The 18,915-nt window shown below is 72.2% G+C and carries 19 protein-coding genes; 16 read left to right on the top strand and 3 right to left on the bottom strand.

The window, feature by feature from the left end:
• Positions 1-19 precede the first annotated feature (19 nt).
• From ACFYUS_RS10300 to ACFYUS_RS10320, 5 genes are all read left to right on the top strand, one after another.
• Complete coding sequence (locus tag ACFYUS_RS10300; protein ID WP_388848097.1) at positions 20-553, top strand: winged helix-turn-helix transcriptional regulator; 534 nt, start codon at positions 20-22, stop codon at positions 551-553.
• 78 nt (positions 554-631) lie between these two features.
• On the top strand, positions 632-928 hold the full coding sequence (locus ACFYUS_RS10305) for a DUF6412 domain-containing protein (protein ID WP_388848100.1): 297 nt from the start codon (positions 632-634) through the stop codon (positions 926-928).
• A 97-nt stretch (positions 929-1,025) separates the two neighbouring features.
• Positions 1,026-1,748: a YidC/Oxa1 family membrane protein insertase gene (locus ACFYUS_RS10310; RefSeq protein ID WP_388848103.1), complete on the top strand. Its 723-nt coding sequence runs from the start codon at positions 1,026-1,028 to the stop codon at positions 1,746-1,748.
• Between the two features lie 137 nt (positions 1,749-1,885).
• The gene (locus ACFYUS_RS10315) at positions 1,886-2,743 is read left to right on the top strand and encodes a fumarylacetoacetate hydrolase family protein (protein ID WP_388848106.1); all 858 of its coding nucleotides are present in this window, start codon (positions 1,886-1,888) and stop codon (positions 2,741-2,743) included.
• A gap of 123 nt (positions 2,744-2,866) precedes the next feature.
• Positions 2,867-4,294: a choice-of-anchor A family protein gene (locus tag ACFYUS_RS10320; RefSeq protein WP_388848109.1), complete on the top strand. Its 1,428-nt coding sequence runs from the start codon at positions 2,867-2,869 to the stop codon at positions 4,292-4,294.
• Between the two features lie 75 nt (positions 4,295-4,369).
• Here ACFYUS_RS10320 and ACFYUS_RS10325 read toward each other — a convergent pair whose 3' ends face one another.
• The gene (locus tag ACFYUS_RS10325) at positions 4,370-5,443 is read right to left on the bottom strand and encodes a Gfo/Idh/MocA family oxidoreductase (protein WP_388848112.1); all 1,074 of its coding nucleotides are present in this window, start codon (positions 5,441-5,443) and stop codon (positions 4,370-4,372) included.
• Between the two features lie 82 nt (positions 5,444-5,525).
• Between ACFYUS_RS10325 and ACFYUS_RS10330 the strand changes: the two genes are divergently transcribed.
• From ACFYUS_RS10330 to ACFYUS_RS10375, 10 genes are all read left to right on the top strand, one after another.
• Entirely contained in the window at positions 5,526-6,818 is a 1,293-nt protein-coding gene (locus ACFYUS_RS10330) for an ROK family protein (RefSeq protein ID WP_388848115.1), read from the top strand.
• A 230-nt stretch (positions 6,819-7,048) separates the two neighbouring features.
• Entirely contained in the window at positions 7,049-7,948 is a 900-nt protein-coding gene (locus tag ACFYUS_RS10335; protein WP_388848118.1) for a hypothetical protein, read from the top strand.
• Positions 7,949-7,998: 50 nt separating this feature from the next.
• A complete protein-coding gene (locus ACFYUS_RS10340; RefSeq protein ID WP_388848121.1) occupies positions 7,999-8,757 on the top strand; it encodes a GntR family transcriptional regulator in 759 nt (252 codons plus the stop codon).
• A gap of 123 nt (positions 8,758-8,880) precedes the next feature.
• The gene (locus ACFYUS_RS10345) at positions 8,881-10,002 is read left to right on the top strand and encodes a TIGR03364 family FAD-dependent oxidoreductase (RefSeq protein ID WP_388848125.1); all 1,122 of its coding nucleotides are present in this window, start codon (positions 8,881-8,883) and stop codon (positions 10,000-10,002) included.
• Between the two features lie 5 nt (positions 10,003-10,007).
• Positions 10,008-10,685, top strand: a complete 678-nt coding sequence (locus ACFYUS_RS10350; protein ID WP_388848128.1) for a phosphonatase-like hydrolase — start codon at positions 10,008-10,010, stop codon at positions 10,683-10,685.
• On the top strand, positions 10,682-11,734 hold the full coding sequence (locus tag ACFYUS_RS10355; RefSeq protein WP_388848131.1) for an ABC transporter ATP-binding protein: 1,053 nt from the start codon (positions 10,682-10,684) through the stop codon (positions 11,732-11,734). The genes ACFYUS_RS10350 and ACFYUS_RS10355 overlap by 4 nt, the downstream gene beginning before the upstream one ends.
• A gap of 16 nt (positions 11,735-11,750) precedes the next feature.
• On the top strand, positions 11,751-12,632 hold the full coding sequence (locus ACFYUS_RS10360; RefSeq protein ID WP_388849146.1) for a 2-aminoethylphosphonate ABC transporter permease subunit: 882 nt from the start codon (positions 11,751-11,753) through the stop codon (positions 12,630-12,632).
• On the top strand, positions 12,619-13,416 hold the full coding sequence (locus tag ACFYUS_RS10365) for an ABC transporter permease (protein WP_388848134.1): 798 nt from the start codon (positions 12,619-12,621) through the stop codon (positions 13,414-13,416). Before ACFYUS_RS10360 ends, ACFYUS_RS10365 begins: the two co-directional genes overlap by 14 nt.
• Before the next feature lie 43 nt (positions 13,417-13,459).
• A complete protein-coding gene (locus ACFYUS_RS10370) occupies positions 13,460-14,518 on the top strand; it encodes a 2-aminoethylphosphonate ABC transporter substrate-binding protein (protein WP_388848137.1) in 1,059 nt (352 codons plus the stop codon).
• A gap of 82 nt (positions 14,519-14,600) precedes the next feature.
• Positions 14,601-15,575, top strand: a complete 975-nt coding sequence (locus tag ACFYUS_RS10375; RefSeq protein WP_388848139.1) for a hypothetical protein — start codon at positions 14,601-14,603, stop codon at positions 15,573-15,575.
• 111 nt (positions 15,576-15,686) lie between these two features.
• Here the strand turns inward: ACFYUS_RS10375 and ACFYUS_RS10380 are convergent, their stop codons facing one another.
• Both ACFYUS_RS10380 and ACFYUS_RS10385 read right to left on the bottom strand, forming a co-directional pair.
• Positions 15,687-16,466, bottom strand: coding sequence for an HAD-IIA family hydrolase (locus ACFYUS_RS10380; RefSeq protein ID WP_388848142.1), 780 nt, complete (start codon positions 16,464-16,466; stop codon positions 15,687-15,689).
• Positions 16,467-16,509: 43 nt separating this feature from the next.
• Positions 16,510-18,081 carry a recombinase family protein gene (locus ACFYUS_RS10385; protein WP_388848145.1) on the bottom strand — a complete coding sequence of 524 codons (1,572 nt, stop codon included), beginning with the start codon at positions 18,079-18,081 and terminating at the stop codon, positions 16,510-16,512.
• A gap of 195 nt (positions 18,082-18,276) precedes the next feature.
• On the opposite strand from ACFYUS_RS10385, the gene ACFYUS_RS10390 reads away from it, so the two are divergent.
• On the top strand, positions 18,277-18,915 hold the full coding sequence (locus ACFYUS_RS10390; RefSeq protein ID WP_388848148.1) for a hypothetical protein: 639 nt from the start codon (positions 18,277-18,279) through the stop codon (positions 18,913-18,915).

An 18,915-nucleotide genomic window follows, 5' to 3' on the forward strand; every position in this document is an offset into this window, starting at 1 on the left:
GGTCGGTACGATGGGTCCCATGGCTCTCGGCAAGGACTACGCGCAGCAGCAGTGCTCCATCGCCCGCTCCCTGGAGGTCATCGGCGAGCGCTGGACCCTGCTCGTCGTCCGCGACGCCTTCTACGGCGTCCGGCGCTACAGCGACTTCCATGCCCACCTCGGCGCCCCCCGCGCCGTCCTCGCCGCCCGCCTCCAGGCCCTCGTCGAGGCCGGCGTCCTCGACCGGCGGCGCTACCAGGAGTCGCCCCCGCGCGACGAGTACGTGCTCACCGAACGCGGACTCGCCCTCTGGCCCGTCCTGCGCGCGCTCGGCACCTGGGGCCGGGCCGAGGCCCCCGGGGGCGTGCCGCTGCGCCACTTCCACCACGTCGACTGCGGCACCGAACTCGATCCGTACGACTTCTGCGCCTCGTGCGGAGTCGTCGTACCGCTCGCCGACATCGAGATGCGGCCCGGTGCCGGGCTCGATCCCGACCCCGCCGATCCCGTCAGCCGCGCCTTCCTCCGGCCCCGCCGCCTTCTCGTCCCCCTGGAGCACGCGAGCAGTTCCTGAGCCGGTGCGGGAACTCCTGGGTCTTCCCGTGCGTCATCCCCGTGAGACGTCGGTAGAGAGTCGAGAGGAGGTGGCGGGATGACCATCAGGGCCCTGGTCCTGCGCTTCGTCGCGCCGCTGTTCTTCCTCCTCGCCCTCGCCGATCTGCTCCTCTCGGACGGTGCGAGCATCTCCGCCGCCGTCGCCCTCGCCGCCACCGGCGTCGTCTGTGCCCTCTTCGGTGCCCGTACGGCCCCCGCCGTGCCGCCCACCGCCGTCCGCACCGCGATACGCGACCGCGAGCGGCGCACCGCCTTCCTGCCCCAGCGCGACCCCGATGCCGCCGGGCGGAGAAGACCTCGTGCTCCCGGCCGTCTCCTCCTGACGGCCGCGTAGGGAGCCCGTACCCGTACCCGTACAGCGAGCGCCCCTCGCGGATCCGTCATGCCGAATTCCCGTACCCCGGCACGACGAGACCCCACGGAGGGCTCCCTTGAACGTCTTCGCATCCCTGGTCGAGCGGCTCGCCGACCTGCTTCAGCCGCTCTTCGCCGGTGCTGCCACGGCAGCCGCGATCGTTGTCTTCACCTTGCTCGTACGGCTTGCCGTGCACCCGCTCTCCCGGGCCGCCGCGCGGGGGCAGAAGGCCCGGACCCGGCTCGCGCCGCAGCTCGCCGCGCTCAGGAAGAAGCACGCCAAGAACCCCGAGCGGCTGCAGAAGGCGATCGTGGAGCTGCACGCCGAGGAGAAGGTCTCGCCGTTCGCCGGCTGTCTGCCGAGCCTGCTCCAGGCGCCCGCGTTCTTCCTGATGTACCACCTCTTCTCCAGCGGGCGGATGGCCGGGCACAGCCTCCTCGGGGCCCCGCTCGGCGACCACTACGCCGACGCCCTCGCCCACGGCGGCGTCTTCGGCCCGGCCGGGCTCGTCTACCTCGTGCTGTTCGCGATCGTCGGGTCCGTCGCCACGTACAACTACCTCCGGGCCAGGCGGCAGCCGGCGCCGATCGCGGTCGACCCCGGGCAGCCGGGGGCCGGGGTGGCCGCGGGCATGGCCCGGTACCTGCCGCTGCTCTCCTTCGCGACCCTGGTCTCCGTCGCGGTCGTGCCCCTCGCCGCCGCGCTCTACGTCGTCACCAGCACCACCTGGACGGCCGTCGAGCGGACCCTGCTCTACCGGGACGTGCCCGGGGCGGCGACCGCGGTTACCGCCGCGTAAGGGTCCAGTGTGTGAACGGGGTCTTGCGGGCTGACCCGATGTCTTGGAGGATCGACCAATCCTCCGATGGCCGCACTCCATCGGCCGGGGCACCTCAGGGCCCTTCCCGGGCCCACCTCGACCACAGGGAGAAGACCATGAAGCTGCTGCGTGTCGGGCCGCCGGGAGCCGAGCGTCCCGCCCTGCTCGACCAGGACGGAACGCTCCGCGACCTGTCCGCCCTCGTCGACGACATCGACGGCAGTCTGCTCGCCGACGCCTCCGCCCTCGACCGCGTCCGGGGGGCGGCGGCCGCCGGTGTGCTGCCCCCGCTCGACGCCACCGGGCTGCGCGTCGGCCCGCCGGTCGCCCGCATCGGCAAGGTCGTGTGCATCGGGCTGAACTACCACGGGCACGCCGCCGAGACCGGCCAGACCACCCCCGCCGAGCCCGTCGTCTTCCTCAAGGCCGCCGACACCGTCGTCGGCCCGGACGACACCGTGCTCGTGCCGCGCGGCTCGGTGAAGACCGACTGGGAGGTGGAGCTCGCGATCGTCATCGGCCGCACCGCCCGCTACCTGGAGACCGACGAGCAGGCCCTCGCGCACGTCGCCGGATACGCGGTCGCCCACGACGTCTCCGAGCGCGAGTTCCAGATCGAGCGCGGCGGCACCTGGGACAAGGGCAAGAACTGCGAGACCTTCAACCCGCTCGGTCCCTGGCTCGTCACCGCCGACGAGGTGCCGGACCCGCAGGACCTCGGCCTGAGACTCTGGGTCAACGGCGAGCTCAAGCAGGACGGCCGCACCTCGGACCAGATCTTCCCGGTCGCGGAGGTCGTCCGGTACGTCAGCCGGTTCATGACCCTGTACCCGGGCGACGTCATCAACACCGGCACGCCCGCGGGCGTCGCCATGGGACAGCCCGAGCCCAAGCCGTACCTGCGCCCCGGCGACGTGGTCGAGCTGGAGGTCGAGGGCCTCGGCCGGCAGCGGCAGGAGCTCAAGAGCGCCTGATCACACGGGTCGTGCGCGCCTGGCCGCAGGGGCAGGAGACGCGCCTGACCGCACGGGTACGAAAGGGGCGGCGCTCCGCGTGGAGCGTCGCCATTTTCGTACCCTTTTTGCATATTGCCCGATATGGAAAGAATCCCGAGCGGGCGTCGGCGCGACCGTCGCCGTCTCGCCCTCATCGCCGCGTCCACGATCGGCGCCACCGCCCTCGTCGGCGCGCTCGCCGTCACCGGCCACGCCGATCCGCTGCCCGGTGGCCTCGGCCCCTGCAAGCCGGGCAACTGCCCCACGCGATACCCCGACGACAACGGCAGCGGCCCCGTCACCTACCGCGACAACAACATCAACGTCTTCGTCGGCGGCGACTTCCACGTCCGCCAGGCCGCGGCCGAGGCGGAGGGCAAGGTCGTCGTCCTCGGCGGCTTCGACCAGAACAAGAGGGCGGGCGTCTCCGCCGTCTACAACGTCGGCGTCGCCGGCGTCGGCTCGCGCGTCCCGCCCGAGAACGGCACCGACTTCCTCACCGTCGGCAAGGACCTGACGGTCGCCGCCGGCCAGCGCCTGCTCGCCGAGGAGGGCACGGTCAGCGGCGTCGTACGGTACGGGGGCGCCCTCTCCGGCACGGTGATCCCGACCCCCGTCCACGACGCCGCCGCGGCCGACCCGTACAAGGCGCTCCGCGGGCAGCTCACCGACGCGAGCCACTGCTACGCCTATGTGGACGGCGCCTCCCGGACCCCCACCGGCACCGCCGTGAACAACAACTACGAGACGCTCTTCACGGGTGACGGCACCTCGGCGCTCCAGGTCTTCAACGTCGACTTCGACCTGGAGTCGTCGAGCGGCGGCCAGCAGGGCATCCGCTTCGACAGGATCCCGGCCGGCGCGACGGTCCTCGTCAACGTCCTCGGCGCCGACCGCACCGTCGACTCCTACGTCAACCAGCTGCCGGACGGCCTGCGCGAGCGGGTCCTGTGGAACTTCCCCGACGCCACGGCGGTCAGGTTCGAGGGCACGGCCCAGTTCGCGGGCAGCGTGCTCATCGGCAACCAGGCCAGTACGACGACGGTGACGATGCCCGGCATGAACGGCCGCTTCTTCACCACCGGCAACCTGACCCACAGCTCCGAGACCAACGGCGGCGGCGGTCAGGAGATCCACGCCTATCCGTTCGACGGCGACCTGCCCTCCTGTACGGAGCCCACGCCGACGCCCACGCCCACGGAGCCGACTCCGACCCCCACGGAGCCCACCCCGACCCCGACCGAGCCCACCCCGACGCCCACCGACCACACGAGCGGCGGATCGTCCGACGGCGGCGGTGACAACGGCGGATCGACCGACGGTGGCTACGGCGACTCCGGTGGATACGGGGACTCCAGCGGCTACGGCGACTCCGACGGGAAGAACCGCGGCCCCCGCCCCCAGGGCGAGCTCTCCGAGACCGGCGCCGGCACCGGGAAGATCGTCATGGGCGTCACCGCGATCGGCCTCGGCCTCAGCGGCGGCGCACTGGTGCTGATCAGCCGTCGTCGTGGACGCCGTACGAGCTGAGCGGTCGCTCCCGACCCTCGACGACCAGGGCGTGGTCCTCGGCCCGCGGCGGCCCCGAGACCGTGACCGAGCCGATCACGCCCGCACCACGGTTCCCTCGCGTACCGACCGCAGGGCCGCCTCCAGGACGTCGAGGGCGGCGGCGGCCTCGTGCGCGGTGACCGGGTTCTCTCCGGTGCCGCGCAGCGCGGCGGCGACGGCCGCGTAGTACGCCGGGTAGTCGCCCGGCAGCGACTCCACCGGAATGCCGCCGCCGGTCAGCGGCGACTCCCCGGAGCCGATCCGGCCCCACAGCTCCTCGGGCTCCACGCCCCAGGGCGCCCCGGGCCCGGGCCGCAGTCCCTCGCGGAGGGCGGCCTCCTGGGGATCGAGGCCGTACTTCACGAAGCCGGCGCTCTGCCCGAGCACCCGGAAGCGGGGGCCGAGCTGGGCGGTGGTGGCGCTCACGTACAGGTGGGAGCGGACCCCGTTCGCGTGCGTGAGCGCGAGGAACGTGTCGTCGTCGGCCTCGGCGCCCGGCCGGCGCACGTCCGACTCGGCGTACACCGAGACGACCGGGCCGAACAGCACGAGGGCCTGGTCGACGACGTGGCTGCCCAGGTCGTACAGGAGCCCGCCGATCTCCTCCGGCGCGCCGGACTCGCGCCAGCCGCCCTTGGGTCGGGGCCGCCACCGCTCGAAACGGGACTCGAAGCGCTGGACCTCGCCGAGCGCGCCCTCGTCGAGGAGGCGGCGGAGCGTGCGGAAGTCGTTGTCCCACCGGCGGTTCTGGAAGACCGAGAGCAGCAGGCCGCGCTCCTCGGCGAGGGAGGCCAGCGCGCGGGCCTCGGCGGCGGTTCCGGCGAGCGGCTTGTCGACGACCACCGGGAGGCCGGCCTCCAGGGCGGCCGTGGCGAGGGGCACGTGCGTCTTGTTGGGGGAGGCGACGACGACCAGGTCCAGCTCCTCCGCCCCGCGCTCCCACAGCTCCTCGGGGCGGGCGACGACCCGGACGCCGGGGTGGGCGGCGCGGGCCTCGGCGGCCCGGTCGGGGTTGCCGGTGGTGACGGCGGCGAGGACGAGGTCCTCGGAGGCGGCGATCAGCGGGGCGTGGAAGACGGAGCCCGCGAGGCCGTAGCCGACGAGTCCGACGCGGAGCGGGGCGGTCATGCGCTCCACTTAAGCAACGCGGTTGCCGAAGTGCAAGCGGCGGCGACAATGGGGGCGTGAGGAAGGACCTGGGGGAGTGAACGTGAACGCGAACGTGCAGGTGTCGGCGGCGCGCGGCCACAGCGCCGCGCGCGTGCTCGACCTGCTGCGCACGGCAGGGGAGACCGGGATCAGCCGCCTGGAGCTGGCCGAGCGGACCGGGCTCACCCCGCAGGCCGTCAGCAAGATCACCGCCCGGCTCCGGGCCGAGGGCCTCGCCGTGGAGGCCGGTCACCGCGCCTCGACCGGCGGCAAGCCCCGTACGGTCCTGCGCCTGGAGCCCTCCGCCGCGTACGCCGTCGGCGCCCACCTCGACCGCGACGAACTGACCGTCCTCCTCACCGACCTCGCGGGCGAGGCCCTGGAGGTCCGCCGCCGCCCCCTGGACCTCGGCGCGGGCGCCGGGCCGGTCCTGGACGCGGTGACGGAGGAGGTACGGGCGCTGCTCGGGACGGCCGCGCCGGGCGGGGCGGTTGCGTGGGGCGGGGCGCCCGCGCCGGGCGGGACGGCCGCGTCGGGCGGGGCGGCCGCGCCGGGCGGGGCGGTTGCGTGGGGCGGGGCGCCCGCGCCGGGCGGGACGGCCGCGTCGGGCGGGGCGGCCGCGTCGGGCGGGGCGGTTGCGTGGGGCGGGGCGCCCGCGTCGGGCGGGGCGGCCGCATCCGGCGGGGCGGCCACGTGGGGCGGAGCTCTCCCGTCCGGCGCGACCGTGCTCGGCGTCGGCGTCGCCATGCCCGGACCCCTCGACCACCGGGCCGGGGTGCCGGGCCGGGTGACCGGCTTCCCCGAGTGGGCCGGCCATCCCGTACGGGACGAGCTGGCGGCGCGCCTCGGGCTGCCCGTCGTCCTCGACAAGGACACCAACGCCGCCGCCCTCGGCCTCGCCCTCCGCCCCACCGCCCCCGGCTCCTTCGCCTACGTCCACCTCGGTACGGGGCTCGGCGCCGGCCTCGTCCTCGGCGGCGCGCCGCTGCGCGGGGACAGGACCGGGGCGGGCGAGCTCGGCCACCAGACCGTCCAGCTCGACGGGCCGCCGTGCGGCTGCGGCGGGCGCGGCTGCCTGGAGGTCCTGTGCCTGGCGGCCGTCGCGCGCGGCGAACTCGCCGAGGCCGCGCGGATCCTGGGCGCGGGCGCCGCCAACCTCGTCCGGCTCCTCGACATCGACCAGGTCCTCCTGGGCGGACGCGTGGTCCTCGCCGCGCCGGAGGTCTTCGCGGAGGGGGTGCGGGAGGTCCTGACCGGCCTCGGCCTGACGGCCCCGGTGGGCCTCGCGACGGGACGGGACGCGGTGGCGGAGGGCGCGGCGTGGCTGACCCTGGCGCCGGTCTTCGGGAAGTGACAGAAGGAGCTCCCACCTTCAGGAGCTCCCACCTTCAGCAGCTCCCGCCTTCAGCAGCTCCCGTCTTCGGGGAGCGGCCGGAGAAGATCCGATCATCGGAAAGTAGGCCGATCGGGCGGTAACTTCGACCCCGACGGGGGTGCCCCCGGTGTCGCTCCCCCGCCCGGCCCCTCCCGCGTGGCAGCGTCGCCGCCGTCCCCATGCCCGCGAGCAGCAAAGGCACCCGCCCCATGGCAACCGCCCCCCGGCGCCTGAGCGGCGTTCGCGCACTGACCGTGGCCACCACCGTCGCGGCCCCCCTCGCGATCGCCACCCCGGCCCCCGCGGCCCCGGCCCCCGACCCGCCCGCCCCCACCTGCGAGACCCCGGCCGGCGGCGGCTTTCCGCTGGACACCCGGATCCATGGGGGTCCGGTCGACTATCCCGCCGGCGGCCCCTTCCAGGACTGGAAGCTCGATCTCACCAACACCACCGACGCCCCTTGTTCGGGCGTGCACCCGGTGCTCGTGCTCACCGACCGGGACCGGGTCCTGCGGCCGGACCAGATCCGGTTCGAGTTCTACGACGCCGGGTCGGCGCGCTGGTATCCGGTGGCGTTCGAGGCGACCGACGAGGCGGAGAACGTGGGCGCGTTCACCGGCTTCGGCGGTTTCGCGGTGCCCGCGGGCCGGACGGTCACGGTCCCCGTGCGCCTGGCGTTCGGGCGGGAGACGGCGCCCGACGAGGTCGTCGTCAACGCGGCGGTGGTGCAGCGCCGGGGCGAGGACGGCGACTGGGTCGGCGAGTCCGGCGACTACCGCCTGACGGTGGGTCCCGCCGAGCCCGGCGCCCCCACCGCACCTGACACACCCGCCCCCTCCGCACCGCCGAGGCCGGCCCGCCCGCCGGCCCCGACCCCGTCCGCCACCGGGAGGCCCGAGGCCCCCGCCGGCCTCGTACGAGATCCCGCGCGAAAGCCCGCGCGAAAGCCCGCGCGAGAGCCCGTAAGGGACCCCGCGCAGGACCCCGAACTGGCCAGTACGGGAAGGGGGTCCGAGGCGTACCTATGGGCCGGACTCCCGCTCGCCGCCGGCCTGGTCCTGCTCGGCGCGCTCCTGTTCCGGGCCGCCCGGCGCCCCCGGCACCGCTGAGCCATGCTCCGTACACCTTCCCGTTCATCCCCGTCTGCGACCATCCCCGGATGAACTACCAGACCAGCCCCGGCGCCCCCGTCCGCTCCGGCATCCCCGAGCACGGCCGCGTCCCCAAGTACTACGCCGTCAAGGCGAAGATCGCCCTGATGGTCGACGAACTGGGGGAGGGCGGGCTGCTGCCCACCGAGCGCGATCTCGCCGTCCGGTACGAGGTGTCCCGCGAGACCGTCCGCCAGGCGCTGCGCGAACTCCTCCTGGAGGGGCGGCTGCGCCGCCAGGGCCGGGGCACGGTCGTCGCGGGACCCAAGCTGGAGCAGCCCCTGTCGCTCGCCAGCTACACGGAGGGCGTGCGCCGCCAGGGCCGCCGCCCCGGCCGCAGCCTGATCTCGCTCGACCGCTTCCCCTGCCCGGAGGCGCTCGCCCCCGAGGTCGGCGCCGAACGCGGCGAGCCCGTCTGGCACATGGAGCGCGTGCTGCTCGCCGACGACGAGCGGGTCGGCCTGGAGAGCACGTACGTCTCCGAGGCCCGCGCCCCGCGCCTGGACACCGAGTTCGACCCCGACTCCTCCTTCTACGCGTACCTCCACGACCGGCTCGGCATCTCGTTCGGCGACGCCGACGAGCGCATCGAGACCGTCCTCGCGACCCCGCGCGAGGCCCTGCTCATCGGCACTCCGCCCGCCCTGCCGATGCTGCTGCTCCACCGCGTCTCCCGGGACACGGCGGGGCGGCCGCTGGAGCGGGTGAGGACGCTCTACCGGGGGGACCGGTTCAGCTTCACCACCCATCTGGGGCGGCAGGACTGACCGCCGGACAGATCGAGAACATCACGGAACGGTAACGGGTCTGGTCCAAGCTTGTCGGTCCGTTCACCGTTCCGTCGTCCGCCGGATCCGTCCGGTCCACCCGATCCCGCGACCGTCGTCGTCATGAAGGTGATCGTCGTAGGAGCCGGCGTGGTGGGAACCATGCACGCCTGGCACGCAGTGGAACGCGGCCACGAGGTCGTACACATCGAGCGCGAGGCCGAGGCGCGCGGGGCCTCCCTCCGCAATTTCGGCCAGATCTGGGTGAGCGGACGGGCGGGCGGCGAGGAGCTCGACACCGCCCTCCGCGCCCGTGAGCTCTGGGAGGGCATCGGCGCCCGCGTCCCCGGCCTCGGCTTCCGCGCCATCGGCTCCCTCACCCCCGTACGGAACGCGCTCGAACTCGCCGTCGCCGAGGCGGCCCTCGCCCGCCCCGACGCCGCCGCCCGCGGCTACGAGCTGCTCACCGCCGACGAGGCCCGCGCGGTCAACCCGGCCCTGCGCGGGGAGTTCGAGGCCGCCCTGTGGTGCGAGCGGGACGCGGCCGTCGAGCCGCGCCTCGCCCAGCTCGCCCTCCGCGAGGCCCTCCTCGCCACCGGCCGCTACACCTTCCTCCCGAACCGGGAAGTCCGTGACGTCGTCGGGGAGAACGGCGTCCGCGACGACCGGGGCGAGACCCACACCGGCGACGCCGTCGTCCTGTGCACCGGCGCCTGGCTCTCCGGCCTCGTCCGCGAGGTCGCCGGCGAGATACCCGTCCGCCGCGTCCGGCTCCAGATGATGCAGACCGAACCCCTCGGCGAGCCGCTCACCACCTCCGTCGCCGACGCCGACTCCTTCCGCTACTACCCGGCGTACGCGTCCCCCGCCCTGGACGCCCTCGACGAGAAGCAGGCGCAGGACCCGACCGCCGCCGCCCACAAGATGCAGCTGCTCATGGTGCAGCGGCTCGACGGCGGACTGACCATCGGCGACACCCACGAGTACGAGCACCCCTTCGCCTTCGACACCCTCGAAGACCCCTACGAGCACCTCACCCGCGTCGTCGAGTCCTTCCTCGGCCGCCCGCTGCCGAAGATCCGGCGCCGCTGGGCCGGGGTGTACGCGCAGTGCGTCGACACCAGCCGGGTCGTGCACCGCCAGCGGGTCCGCGACGGCGTGTGGCTGGTGACCGGACCCGGCGGCCGCGGCATGACCTGCTCGCCCGCCATCGCCGAGACGACCGCGAACGAACTGGGCTGGTGAACCACATGACCGACACGAACCTCGTCGTCCTCGACATGGCCGGCACCACCGTCGCCGACGGCGGCCTCGTCGAGCAGGCCTTCACGGCCGCCGCCGAACGACTCGGCGAAGACCCCGCCACGATGATCGACTACGTCCGCGCCACCATGGGCGAGTCCAAGATCTCCGTCTTCCGCCACCTCTTCGGCGGCGACGAGACCCGCGCCCAGCAGGCCAACCTCGCCTTCGAGGCGGCGTACGGAGAACTGGTCGCCGGCGGCCTGATCGCCCCGGTCCCCGGCGCGGCCGAGGCCATCGCCCAGCTGAAGGAGCAGGGCCGGACGGTCGTCCTCACCACCGGCTTCGCCCGCGTCACCCAGGACGCCATCCTCGACGCCCTCGGCTGGCGGGACCTCGTCGAGCTGACCCTCTGCCCGGCGGACGCGGGCGGACGCGGACGCCCGTACCCGGACATGGTCCTCGCCGCCCTCCTCCGCACCGGCGCCGTCGACGACGTCCGCCGGGTCGCGGTCGCGGGCGACACCTCGTACGACATGCTCAGCGGCGTCCGCTCCGGCGCCGGGATCGTCGCCGGCGTCCTCACGGGCGCGCACGACGAGGCCGCGCTCACGGAGCACGGCGCCACGCACGTCCTCGCCTCGGTCGTGGAACTCCCCTCCCTGATACGGGAGTACGAGGCATGACCAGCGGCATCCGCTTCGACGGCGTCACCGTCACCTACGGGAGCGGCACCGTCCTCGACTCCCTCGACCTCACCGTCGAACCCGGCGAGGTCATGGCGCTCCTCGGGCCCTCCGGCTCCGGCAAGACGACCGCGCTGAGGGCCGTCGCCGGATTCGTCCGGCCGGCCTCCGGGCGGGTGTTCATCGGCGACCGCGACGTCACCGCGCTCCCGCCGTACAAGCGGGGCATCGGCATGGTCGTCCAGCAGTACGCCCTCTTCCCCCACCTCAGGGTGGACGCCAACGTCGCCTTCGGCCTGAAGGCCCAGAAGGTGCCGAAGGGCGAGATCCCGGGGCGGGTCGCCGAAGCCCTGGAGATGACCGGCATGGCGGCCTACGCCCGGCGCCACCCCCGCGAACTCTCCGGCGGCCAGCAGCAGCGCGTCGCCATCGCCCGCGCGCTCGCCATCCGCCCGAACGTCCTCCTCCTCGACGAACCCCTCTCGGCGCTCGACGCCCAGCTCCGCTCCGGGATGCTCGCCGAACTGGCCCGGCTCCACCGCGAACTCCCCGACGTGTCGATCCTGTACGTCACCCACGACCAGGTCGAGGCGCTGACCCTCGCCGACCGGATCGCCGTCATGGACAAGGCGCGGCTCCAGGACTGCGGCACCCCGCAGGACCTCTACCGCCGCCCCCGCACGGAGTTCACGGCCTCGTTCGTCGGCAACGCGAACCTGCTGCCGGTGCGCGTCGGGACCGACGGGGTGACCTTCGCGGGCGCCGACCTCAAGGTCCCGTTCTCCGGCGCGGCCCCCGGCTCCGCCGCCACCCTCTGCGTCCGGCCGCACCTCGTCGGCCTCGGCCCCGGGCCGAACGCCCTGAGCGGGCGGATCGCCGAGGTGCAGTGGAGGGGGTCCACCCACCGGCTGTACGTGGAGGTGGGCGGGCACCGCGTGAAGGCGGACGTACGGGAACTCAGGGAGACGCCGGCGCTCGGCACCGAGGTGACGCTGCACTTCGCGCCCGATGACGCGGTGCTGCTGGCCGCGGGGGTGAACGATGGCTAGTCCCGGTACGGGTCTCATGGAAGGGCGGGCCGCACCGGGGGTCGTGCCCACCCTCCCCCGGACTCCGTCCGGGAGGGACCCCCGCGCCCCTGGCGGACGATTGCCCACAACGGTGCTCTGGGCCCTTCCTCCCGTCGCCGTCCTCGCCCTCGTCTTCCTCTACCCCCTCGCCCTCGTCGTCCAGGAGTCCCTCGCCCCCGGCGCGTACGCCGAGGTGTTCGCCTCCACGGCGTTCCGCGAGGCGCTCGTCACCACCGTGTGGCTCGCCGTCGCCGCGACCGCCGGCTGCCTCGTCCTCGGGTTCGTCCTCGCGCTCGTGATCGCGTTCGTGCCGTTCCCCGGCGGGAAGGCGGTGGCGAAGTTCATCGACGTCTTCCTCTCCTTCCCGTCGTTCCTGATCACGCTCGCCCTGCTGTTCGTCTACGGGACGGTCGGCATGGCCAACGGGCTGTGGACGGACGTCACGGGGGCCGCCGAAGGGCCCTTCCACTTCCTCACCACCCCGTGGGGCGTCCTCCTCGCGGAGATCACGTACTTCACGCCGTTCGTGATGCGCCCGCTGCTCGCCGCGTTCTCGCAGATGGAGACCGCGCAGCTGGAGGCGGCGTCCTCGCTCGGCGCGCGGCCGGCGCGGATCGTCCGGCAGGTGATCCTGCCCGAGGCGCTGCCCGCGCTGGCCGCCGGCGGCAGCCTCGTCCTCGTCATGTGCCTCAACGAGTTCGGGATCGTCCTCTTCACCGGCGCCAAGGGCGTCACGACCCTCCCGATGCTCGTCTACGGCAAGGCGATCCTCGAATCCGACTACGCCGCCGCCTGTGTCGTCGCGGTCGTCAACGTCGCGCTCTCGGTCGGCCTCTACGTCCTCTACCGGGGGGTGAGCCGCCGTGCTGGTGCATAGCCGTACGGGCAGGTGGACGGCCTGGGCCGTGTGCGCGGTCCTCTTCGTCCCGCTCTTCGCGCTGCCCCTCCTCGTCATCCTCACCGCCTCGTTCTCCACCCACTGGTCCGGCGCCTTCCCCTCCGGGCCGACCACCGCCCACTACACGGCGGCCGTGCGCGGGGAGTCCCTCCAGGCGCTCACCACCAGCCTGGTCACGGCCGTGACCGCGAGCGTGATCGCGCTGACCGTCGGCACCTGGGCGGCGCTCGCCGCGGCGGCCCTGGGGAAGAGGGGCAGGAGGCTGCTCGACGCCCTGTTCATGCTGCCGGTCGCCGTGCCGTCCGTGGTCGTCGGCCTCGCCGTGCTCGTCGCCTTCTCGAAGCCGCCGCTGCTGCTCAACGGCACGCGGTGGATCGTGATCCTCGCGCACACCGTCCTCGTCACGGCCTTCGCCCACCAGTCGGTCTCGGCGGCCGTCCGGCGCCTGGACCCGATGTACGAGCAGGCGGCGGCCGGTCTCGGCGCCCGCCCCTCGTACGTACTGCTCCGGGTGAAGCTGCCGCTCCTGCTGCCGTCGCTGACCGCGGCCGCCGGGCTCTGCTTCGCCCTGTCCATGGGGGAGCTCAGCGCCACGATGATGCTCTACCCGCCGGACTGGATGCCGCTGCCGGTGCTCATCTTCACCGCCACCGACCGCGGCTCCCTGTTCACCGGCTCGGCGCTGGCCGTGGTCCTCATGGCCGCGACGCTGCTCGCGCTGCTCGCCGTCTCCCGCATCCGCACCAAAGCCTCGTACCGCTGAGCACCGCTCGTACCGCCAAGCACCGCTAGGAGAGAACCACGTTATGCGTACGTACGCCAAGCCGGTCGCCGCCGTCACCGGCGCCCTCGTCCTCGCCGCCACCCTCACCGCCTGCGACGGCTCCGCCACCGCCTCCGACGAGAAGGTCGTCACCGTCTACAGCGCCGACGGCCTCAAGGGCGAGGCGGGCGACGGCTGGTACGACAAGGTCTTCGCCGACTTCGAGAAGCAGACCGGCATCAAGGTCAAGTACGTCGAGGGCGGCTCCGGCGAGATGGTGCAGCGCGCCCTCCGCGAGAAGTCCAACACCCAGGCCGACCTGCTCGTCACCCTGCCGCCCTTCATCCAGCAGGCCGGCTCCAAGGGCCTGCTCCAGTCGTACGAGCCGAAGGGCTCCGACCAGGTCGACGGCGCCGACAAGGCGGGCGACGGCACCTGGACCTCCGTCGCCGACAACTACTTCGGCTTCGTCCACAACAAGAAGGAGCTCCCCGCCGCCCCGAAGACCTGGGAGGAGCTGCTCGACGCGAAGTACAAGGACAAGCTGCAGTACTCCACCCCCGGCGTCGCGGGCGACGGCACCGCCGTCCTCATCAAGGCGATGCACGACTTCGGCGGCAAGGAGCCGGCGATGGAGTACCTGAAGAAGCTCCAGGCCAACAACGTCGGCCCGTCCTCCTCCACCTCCAAGCTCGCCCCCAAGGTGGACAAGGGCGAGCTCCTCGTCGCCAACGGCGACGTCCAGATGAACTTCGCCCAGGCCAAGTCCATGCCGAACCTCGGCATCTGGTTCCCGGCCAAGGACGGCGGCAAGCCCACCACCTTCGCCCTGCCCTACGCCGCCGGCCTGGTGAACAAGGCCCCGCACACCGAGAACGGCAAGAAGCTCCTCGACTTCATGCTGAGCGAGGGCGCCCAGCGCGAGGTCAGCGCGATCGGCGGCGGCTTCCCGGCCCGCAAGGACGTCAAGACCACCGACGCCAACGCGATCGAACTGGCCAAGCTGATGGAGGGCGTCGAGGTCTTCGAGCCGGACTGGGCCGACATCGACAAGAACCTCGCGGCGTACGTCGACGCGTGGAAGTCCGCGACCGGCAGCTGAAGGCAACGGGTCTGGTCCAAGGCTCCGGTGAGGAAGGTGCGCGCCGGAGCCGCTCGAACACCCGGGCGGTACCCTCTCCCGCGTGACCGCGCTGAACCGGCTCTCGCTGGGCTTTCTCCCCTCCGTCTCCTTCGACCAGGCCTATGGCGACCAGGAGCTTCGTGCTGCCGCGAACAGGCTGGTCAAGCACGGCGACTGGGGCCCGGCCCGCGATCTTCTGCTGGCGAGCGGCAGCGACTGGGCGCTGAAGGACCACCGGGTGCAGTATCTGTCCCTTCGCGCGGCGGGAAAGCCGGTGCTGCGGGAGTGGGCCGAAGTGGACCGGGAGAGCAGTGATCCGCTGACCGTTCTCTCACGCGCGGAGGTCATACGTGGATGGACCGCCCGAGGCGCGAAGAGGGCGAAGTACGTCCGCAAGGACGCCTGGCCGACGTTCTTCAGCGCTCTGGCCCACGCGGACGACCTCGCCGCGCAGGCGAGTGAGCGGGCACCGCTCGACCCCACGCCGCTGGCGACCGCCCTGCACATAGCGCGCGGGCTGTCGGTGTCGCGAAGAGAATTCGATGCCCGATGGGAGGCGTTGGCCGCTCGCGATCCACTGCACCGGACAGGGCACCGTCATGCTCTGCAGTACCTGTGTGCCAAGTGGAGCGGCTCTCACAAGGAGATGTTCCGCTTCGCCCGGAACGCGGCCGAGCAGGCTCCGGCGGGTCACCCGCTCGTCGTGCTGCCGATGGTCGCCCAACTGGAGATGCGCCTGGCCAAGGGCAATACGGGGATGGGATCAGGACGCTTCGGGATGGATCTGGCCCGAGTCCGGGAACGCTGGAGCGAGGCGGAGCGGCAGCAACACCCGCGCATCGCCGAGGACCACGCACTGCTTGCTCTCTACCTGAGCCTGCTGGGGCGTCGCCCCGAGGCCGCCGCCCATTTCAGGGCCATGGGCCGGCATGCGTCCACCGAAGGATGGGTGTACACCAGTCTGGTGCCTCGGGGGGCGTTCCTCATGGGGCGTGCGGCCGCCCTGCGCTCGGCGGACGGCAACCAGAGGTCATGAGTTCACCGTCGCCGTCCTCGCCGGCGCCTCCGGCGTGAGCTTCCGCTTCCGGTACAGGGGGCGTCGCCACCTTGCCACGGCGGCACCCCCGGACCACACCCGACGCCTTCCTCAGACCAGGTCGACGATGTCCGCGATCGAGTCCACGACCTTGGTCGGCCGGTACGGGAAGCGCTCGACGTCCCCCGCTGAGGTCAGCCCCGTGAGTACGAGGAAGGTCTGCATACCGGCCTCCAGGCCTGCAAGGATGTCCGTGTCCATACGGTCTCCGATCATGGCGGAGCTCTCGGAGTGCGCCCCGATGACGTTCAGGCCCGTGCGCATCATCAGCGGGTTCGGCTTACCCACGAAGTACGGCTCCTTACCCGTCGCCTTCGTGATCAGAGCGGCGACGGATCCGGTGGCCGGAAGAGGCCCCTGGGGAGACGGGCCGGTGTTGTCCGGGTTGGTGCAGATGAATCGGGCGCCGCTCTCGATCAGCCGGATCGCCTTCGTCAGCGCCTCGAACGAGTAGGTTCGCGTTTCACCCAGGATCACGAAATCGGGATCAAGGTCGGTCATGACATAGCCGGCATCGTGCAGCGCGGTCGTCAGGCCGGCCTCGCCGATGACGTAGGCCGTACCACCAGGGTGCTGGCTTTCGAGGAAGCTGGCCGTGGCGAGCGCCGATGTCCAGATGTTCTCGACGGGCACTTCGAGCCCGATCCGGTTCAGTCGGGCGTGAAGATCGCGTGCCGTGTAGATCGAGTTGTTCGTGAGGACCAGGAAGGGCTTGCCCGACGCGCGCAGCTTCTTGATGAATGCATCGGCTCCGGGGACTGGCACACCCTCGTGCATGAGCACCCCGTCCATGTCGGTGAGCCATGATTCGATGGGCTTGCGTTCTGTCATGGTGGAGGGCTCCTGCCGTACGCGGACTCCTGAGATGACCATGCTATGCATCTGGCGCCATCGGATCCCGAACGTCTCGCCCCCCGGGACGCGGGACCGCCCGTGGCATGTGCCTCCAGACGATCTTGACGAGTTCGGGACGGAACATGCCTCGCTGCGCACCGCCCTTACCTGCGCCGCTGATCACGACGGACTCGATGCTCCGCTGGATCTCCTGCCGTTTCATGTCCACCGTGTAGCTCTCCCACTCACGGACGATGCGGGCAGCGGCGGAGCCTGCACGGGCAGGGGTGAGGCTCAGCCTGGACGCCTTCTCCCTGGTCTCTCTCTCCTTCTGTTCAAGGCGACGGATCTCACGGGCGAACTCCGGCAGCGACAACAGATCGTCGGCTCGGAGCTGACGGGCCTCGGCTTTGTCGGCCTCGATCTGATGCAGCGTCGCCTTCGCTCGCGCCGTCTCGAGGTCTTCTTCTCCGGCCGACTGCGTATCGTGTGCCTGCTTGTCGAGGTTGTCGAGAAGGATCTTCTCGACGTAGTCCTCAACCGGGGGACCGCTTCGGGAAAGTTTGCCGCACCCTCCATCAGCCACACGGCAGTAGTAGTAATACCCGTGCCTCTCGTAGCTGGTGGTACCCCGCTGGTACACGCCGGAGGACAGGCCGCTGCCGCACTTCGCGCAGCGTGCGATGCCGGTGAGGAGCCGCTTGGTGACCGTGCTCCCCTTCTTCCGGCCTCTTCCCCCGTTCTTGCGGGAGTCCAGCGCGTCGACCAGTTCGTTCCACTCGTCGGGCGTGAAGATCGTCTCCCATTGTCCGACGACGGGGGTGCCGTCCGTGCGCTCGACAAGGTACTCGGCAGGGTCCACTCGGCCGGAACGATCACGGATCTGTTGCGGGATGTATGCGCGGTATCCGCACAGGCGGGGGTTCCTCAGCACGTACCGGACACTGCTGTAACCGATGGTCTTTCCCTCTGGACTCTGAGGACTGCGTACGCCCGATGCCGCCCACTCCTTGTGGATGGTGGCCAGCGTCGCGCCCTTGAGTACGTCCGCGCGAGCCTTTCGGAGGAGTTCCGCTTCCCGCGCGTCGACGTGTACCGCGTCCTTCCACCCGAAGGCGCGTTGGCCCTTGTGCGGCCTCCCGGCGGTGGCTTCGGCCAGCTTCTGCCGGGCGACGCGACGAGCCGCGTCCGCCGAGAACTTGTTCGCGATGGTCACGTAGATGCGGGCCTGGAAGCGGCCATCCGCAGTGGTCAGGTCGTAGTCGCCCGCCGTGGTGGCGAAGACCAGAGGACGGTGGGTCTGTTCGTAGATGTCGATGAGGCGCTCGAGGTCCCGCGGCTGTCGGGCGACGCGATCGATGTTGCAGGCGAGGATGCCACTGATCACGCCGTTCCCGAGATCGACGATCATCTCCTCGAAGTCCTTGCGCTTGACGCGCCGCTTGTAGGCCGAGGTGTCGTTGTCCTCGTAGAAGCGGTGCACCTCGTAGCCCATGAGCTTGGCGAGGTCGTATACGTCCTCACGCTGGCGGACGACGCCCTCCCGACCGTCGCGTCCGTCGCTCATCTGCCCGATGTCCGAGATCCGGATGTAACCACCGACCTTGAGCATGCCTGCCCCCGCCTGCCAGTGCTGCTTCTTTCGAGGTGAGTCGACCGTATGTGTTTTGTGCGTGCGGGGAGCAGGCGGACGTACTAGTTCACTCGATCGAGGCGGTCCGCCGATCGACCACGGCACCAGTGGTAGACCCCCTGCGGATGCGAGAAGCGCGGATCCGGGTGACCCTGCCAGTATCAGGAGGTCACGATGCGTTCAGGTCCCATTGCTCTCCGTGCCGCAGGGGCGGCCCTGGTGCTCGTCCTGGCACCGGCGGCCGGTGGCGCGTACGCCCACGACGGGGTGAAGGCCACCGTCAGCCCGTCCACCGCCTCGCCCGGCGCCGACGTCGACGTCCGCGTCCAGGGCTGCAGGGGTACGACCGGCGCCGCCAAGTCCAAGGCGTTCGTCGCCGACGCGGAGCTGACCGGCCGGGACGGCGGGGGCAACCCGCTGTTCGGCGACACCACGATCCGGTCGGGCCTCCTGGACGGTACGTACAAGGTCAGCGTGACCTGCGACGGCCACGACCACCCGGACGTCGGCACCGTGGAGGTCCGGCACCGGCAGGAGCCCACCCGCCGGCCGACGCACCAGCCGACGCATCAGCCGACGTACCGGCCGACGCACCAGCCGACGTACTACCCCAGCCCCGTGGCGCCGGTGCGCGCCGGCGGGGGAGGGACCGCGGCCTTCGCCGCGCCGGCGGCCCCCGGCGTCGCCCAGACGACCTCCGAGAGCGGCCTCGGCACCCCGTACACCCTGCTCGGCCTCGGCATGGCCGCGGTCGCCGCCGTGGCGGTCGCCTTCCGCAGCGCCCGCCGCCGCACCGGCAGCGACGGAGAGTGA

It is taken from the genome of Streptomyces sp. NPDC004284 (assembly GCF_042874035.1).
Classification (GTDB): Bacteria; Actinomycetota; Actinomycetes; order Streptomycetales; family Streptomycetaceae; genus Streptomyces.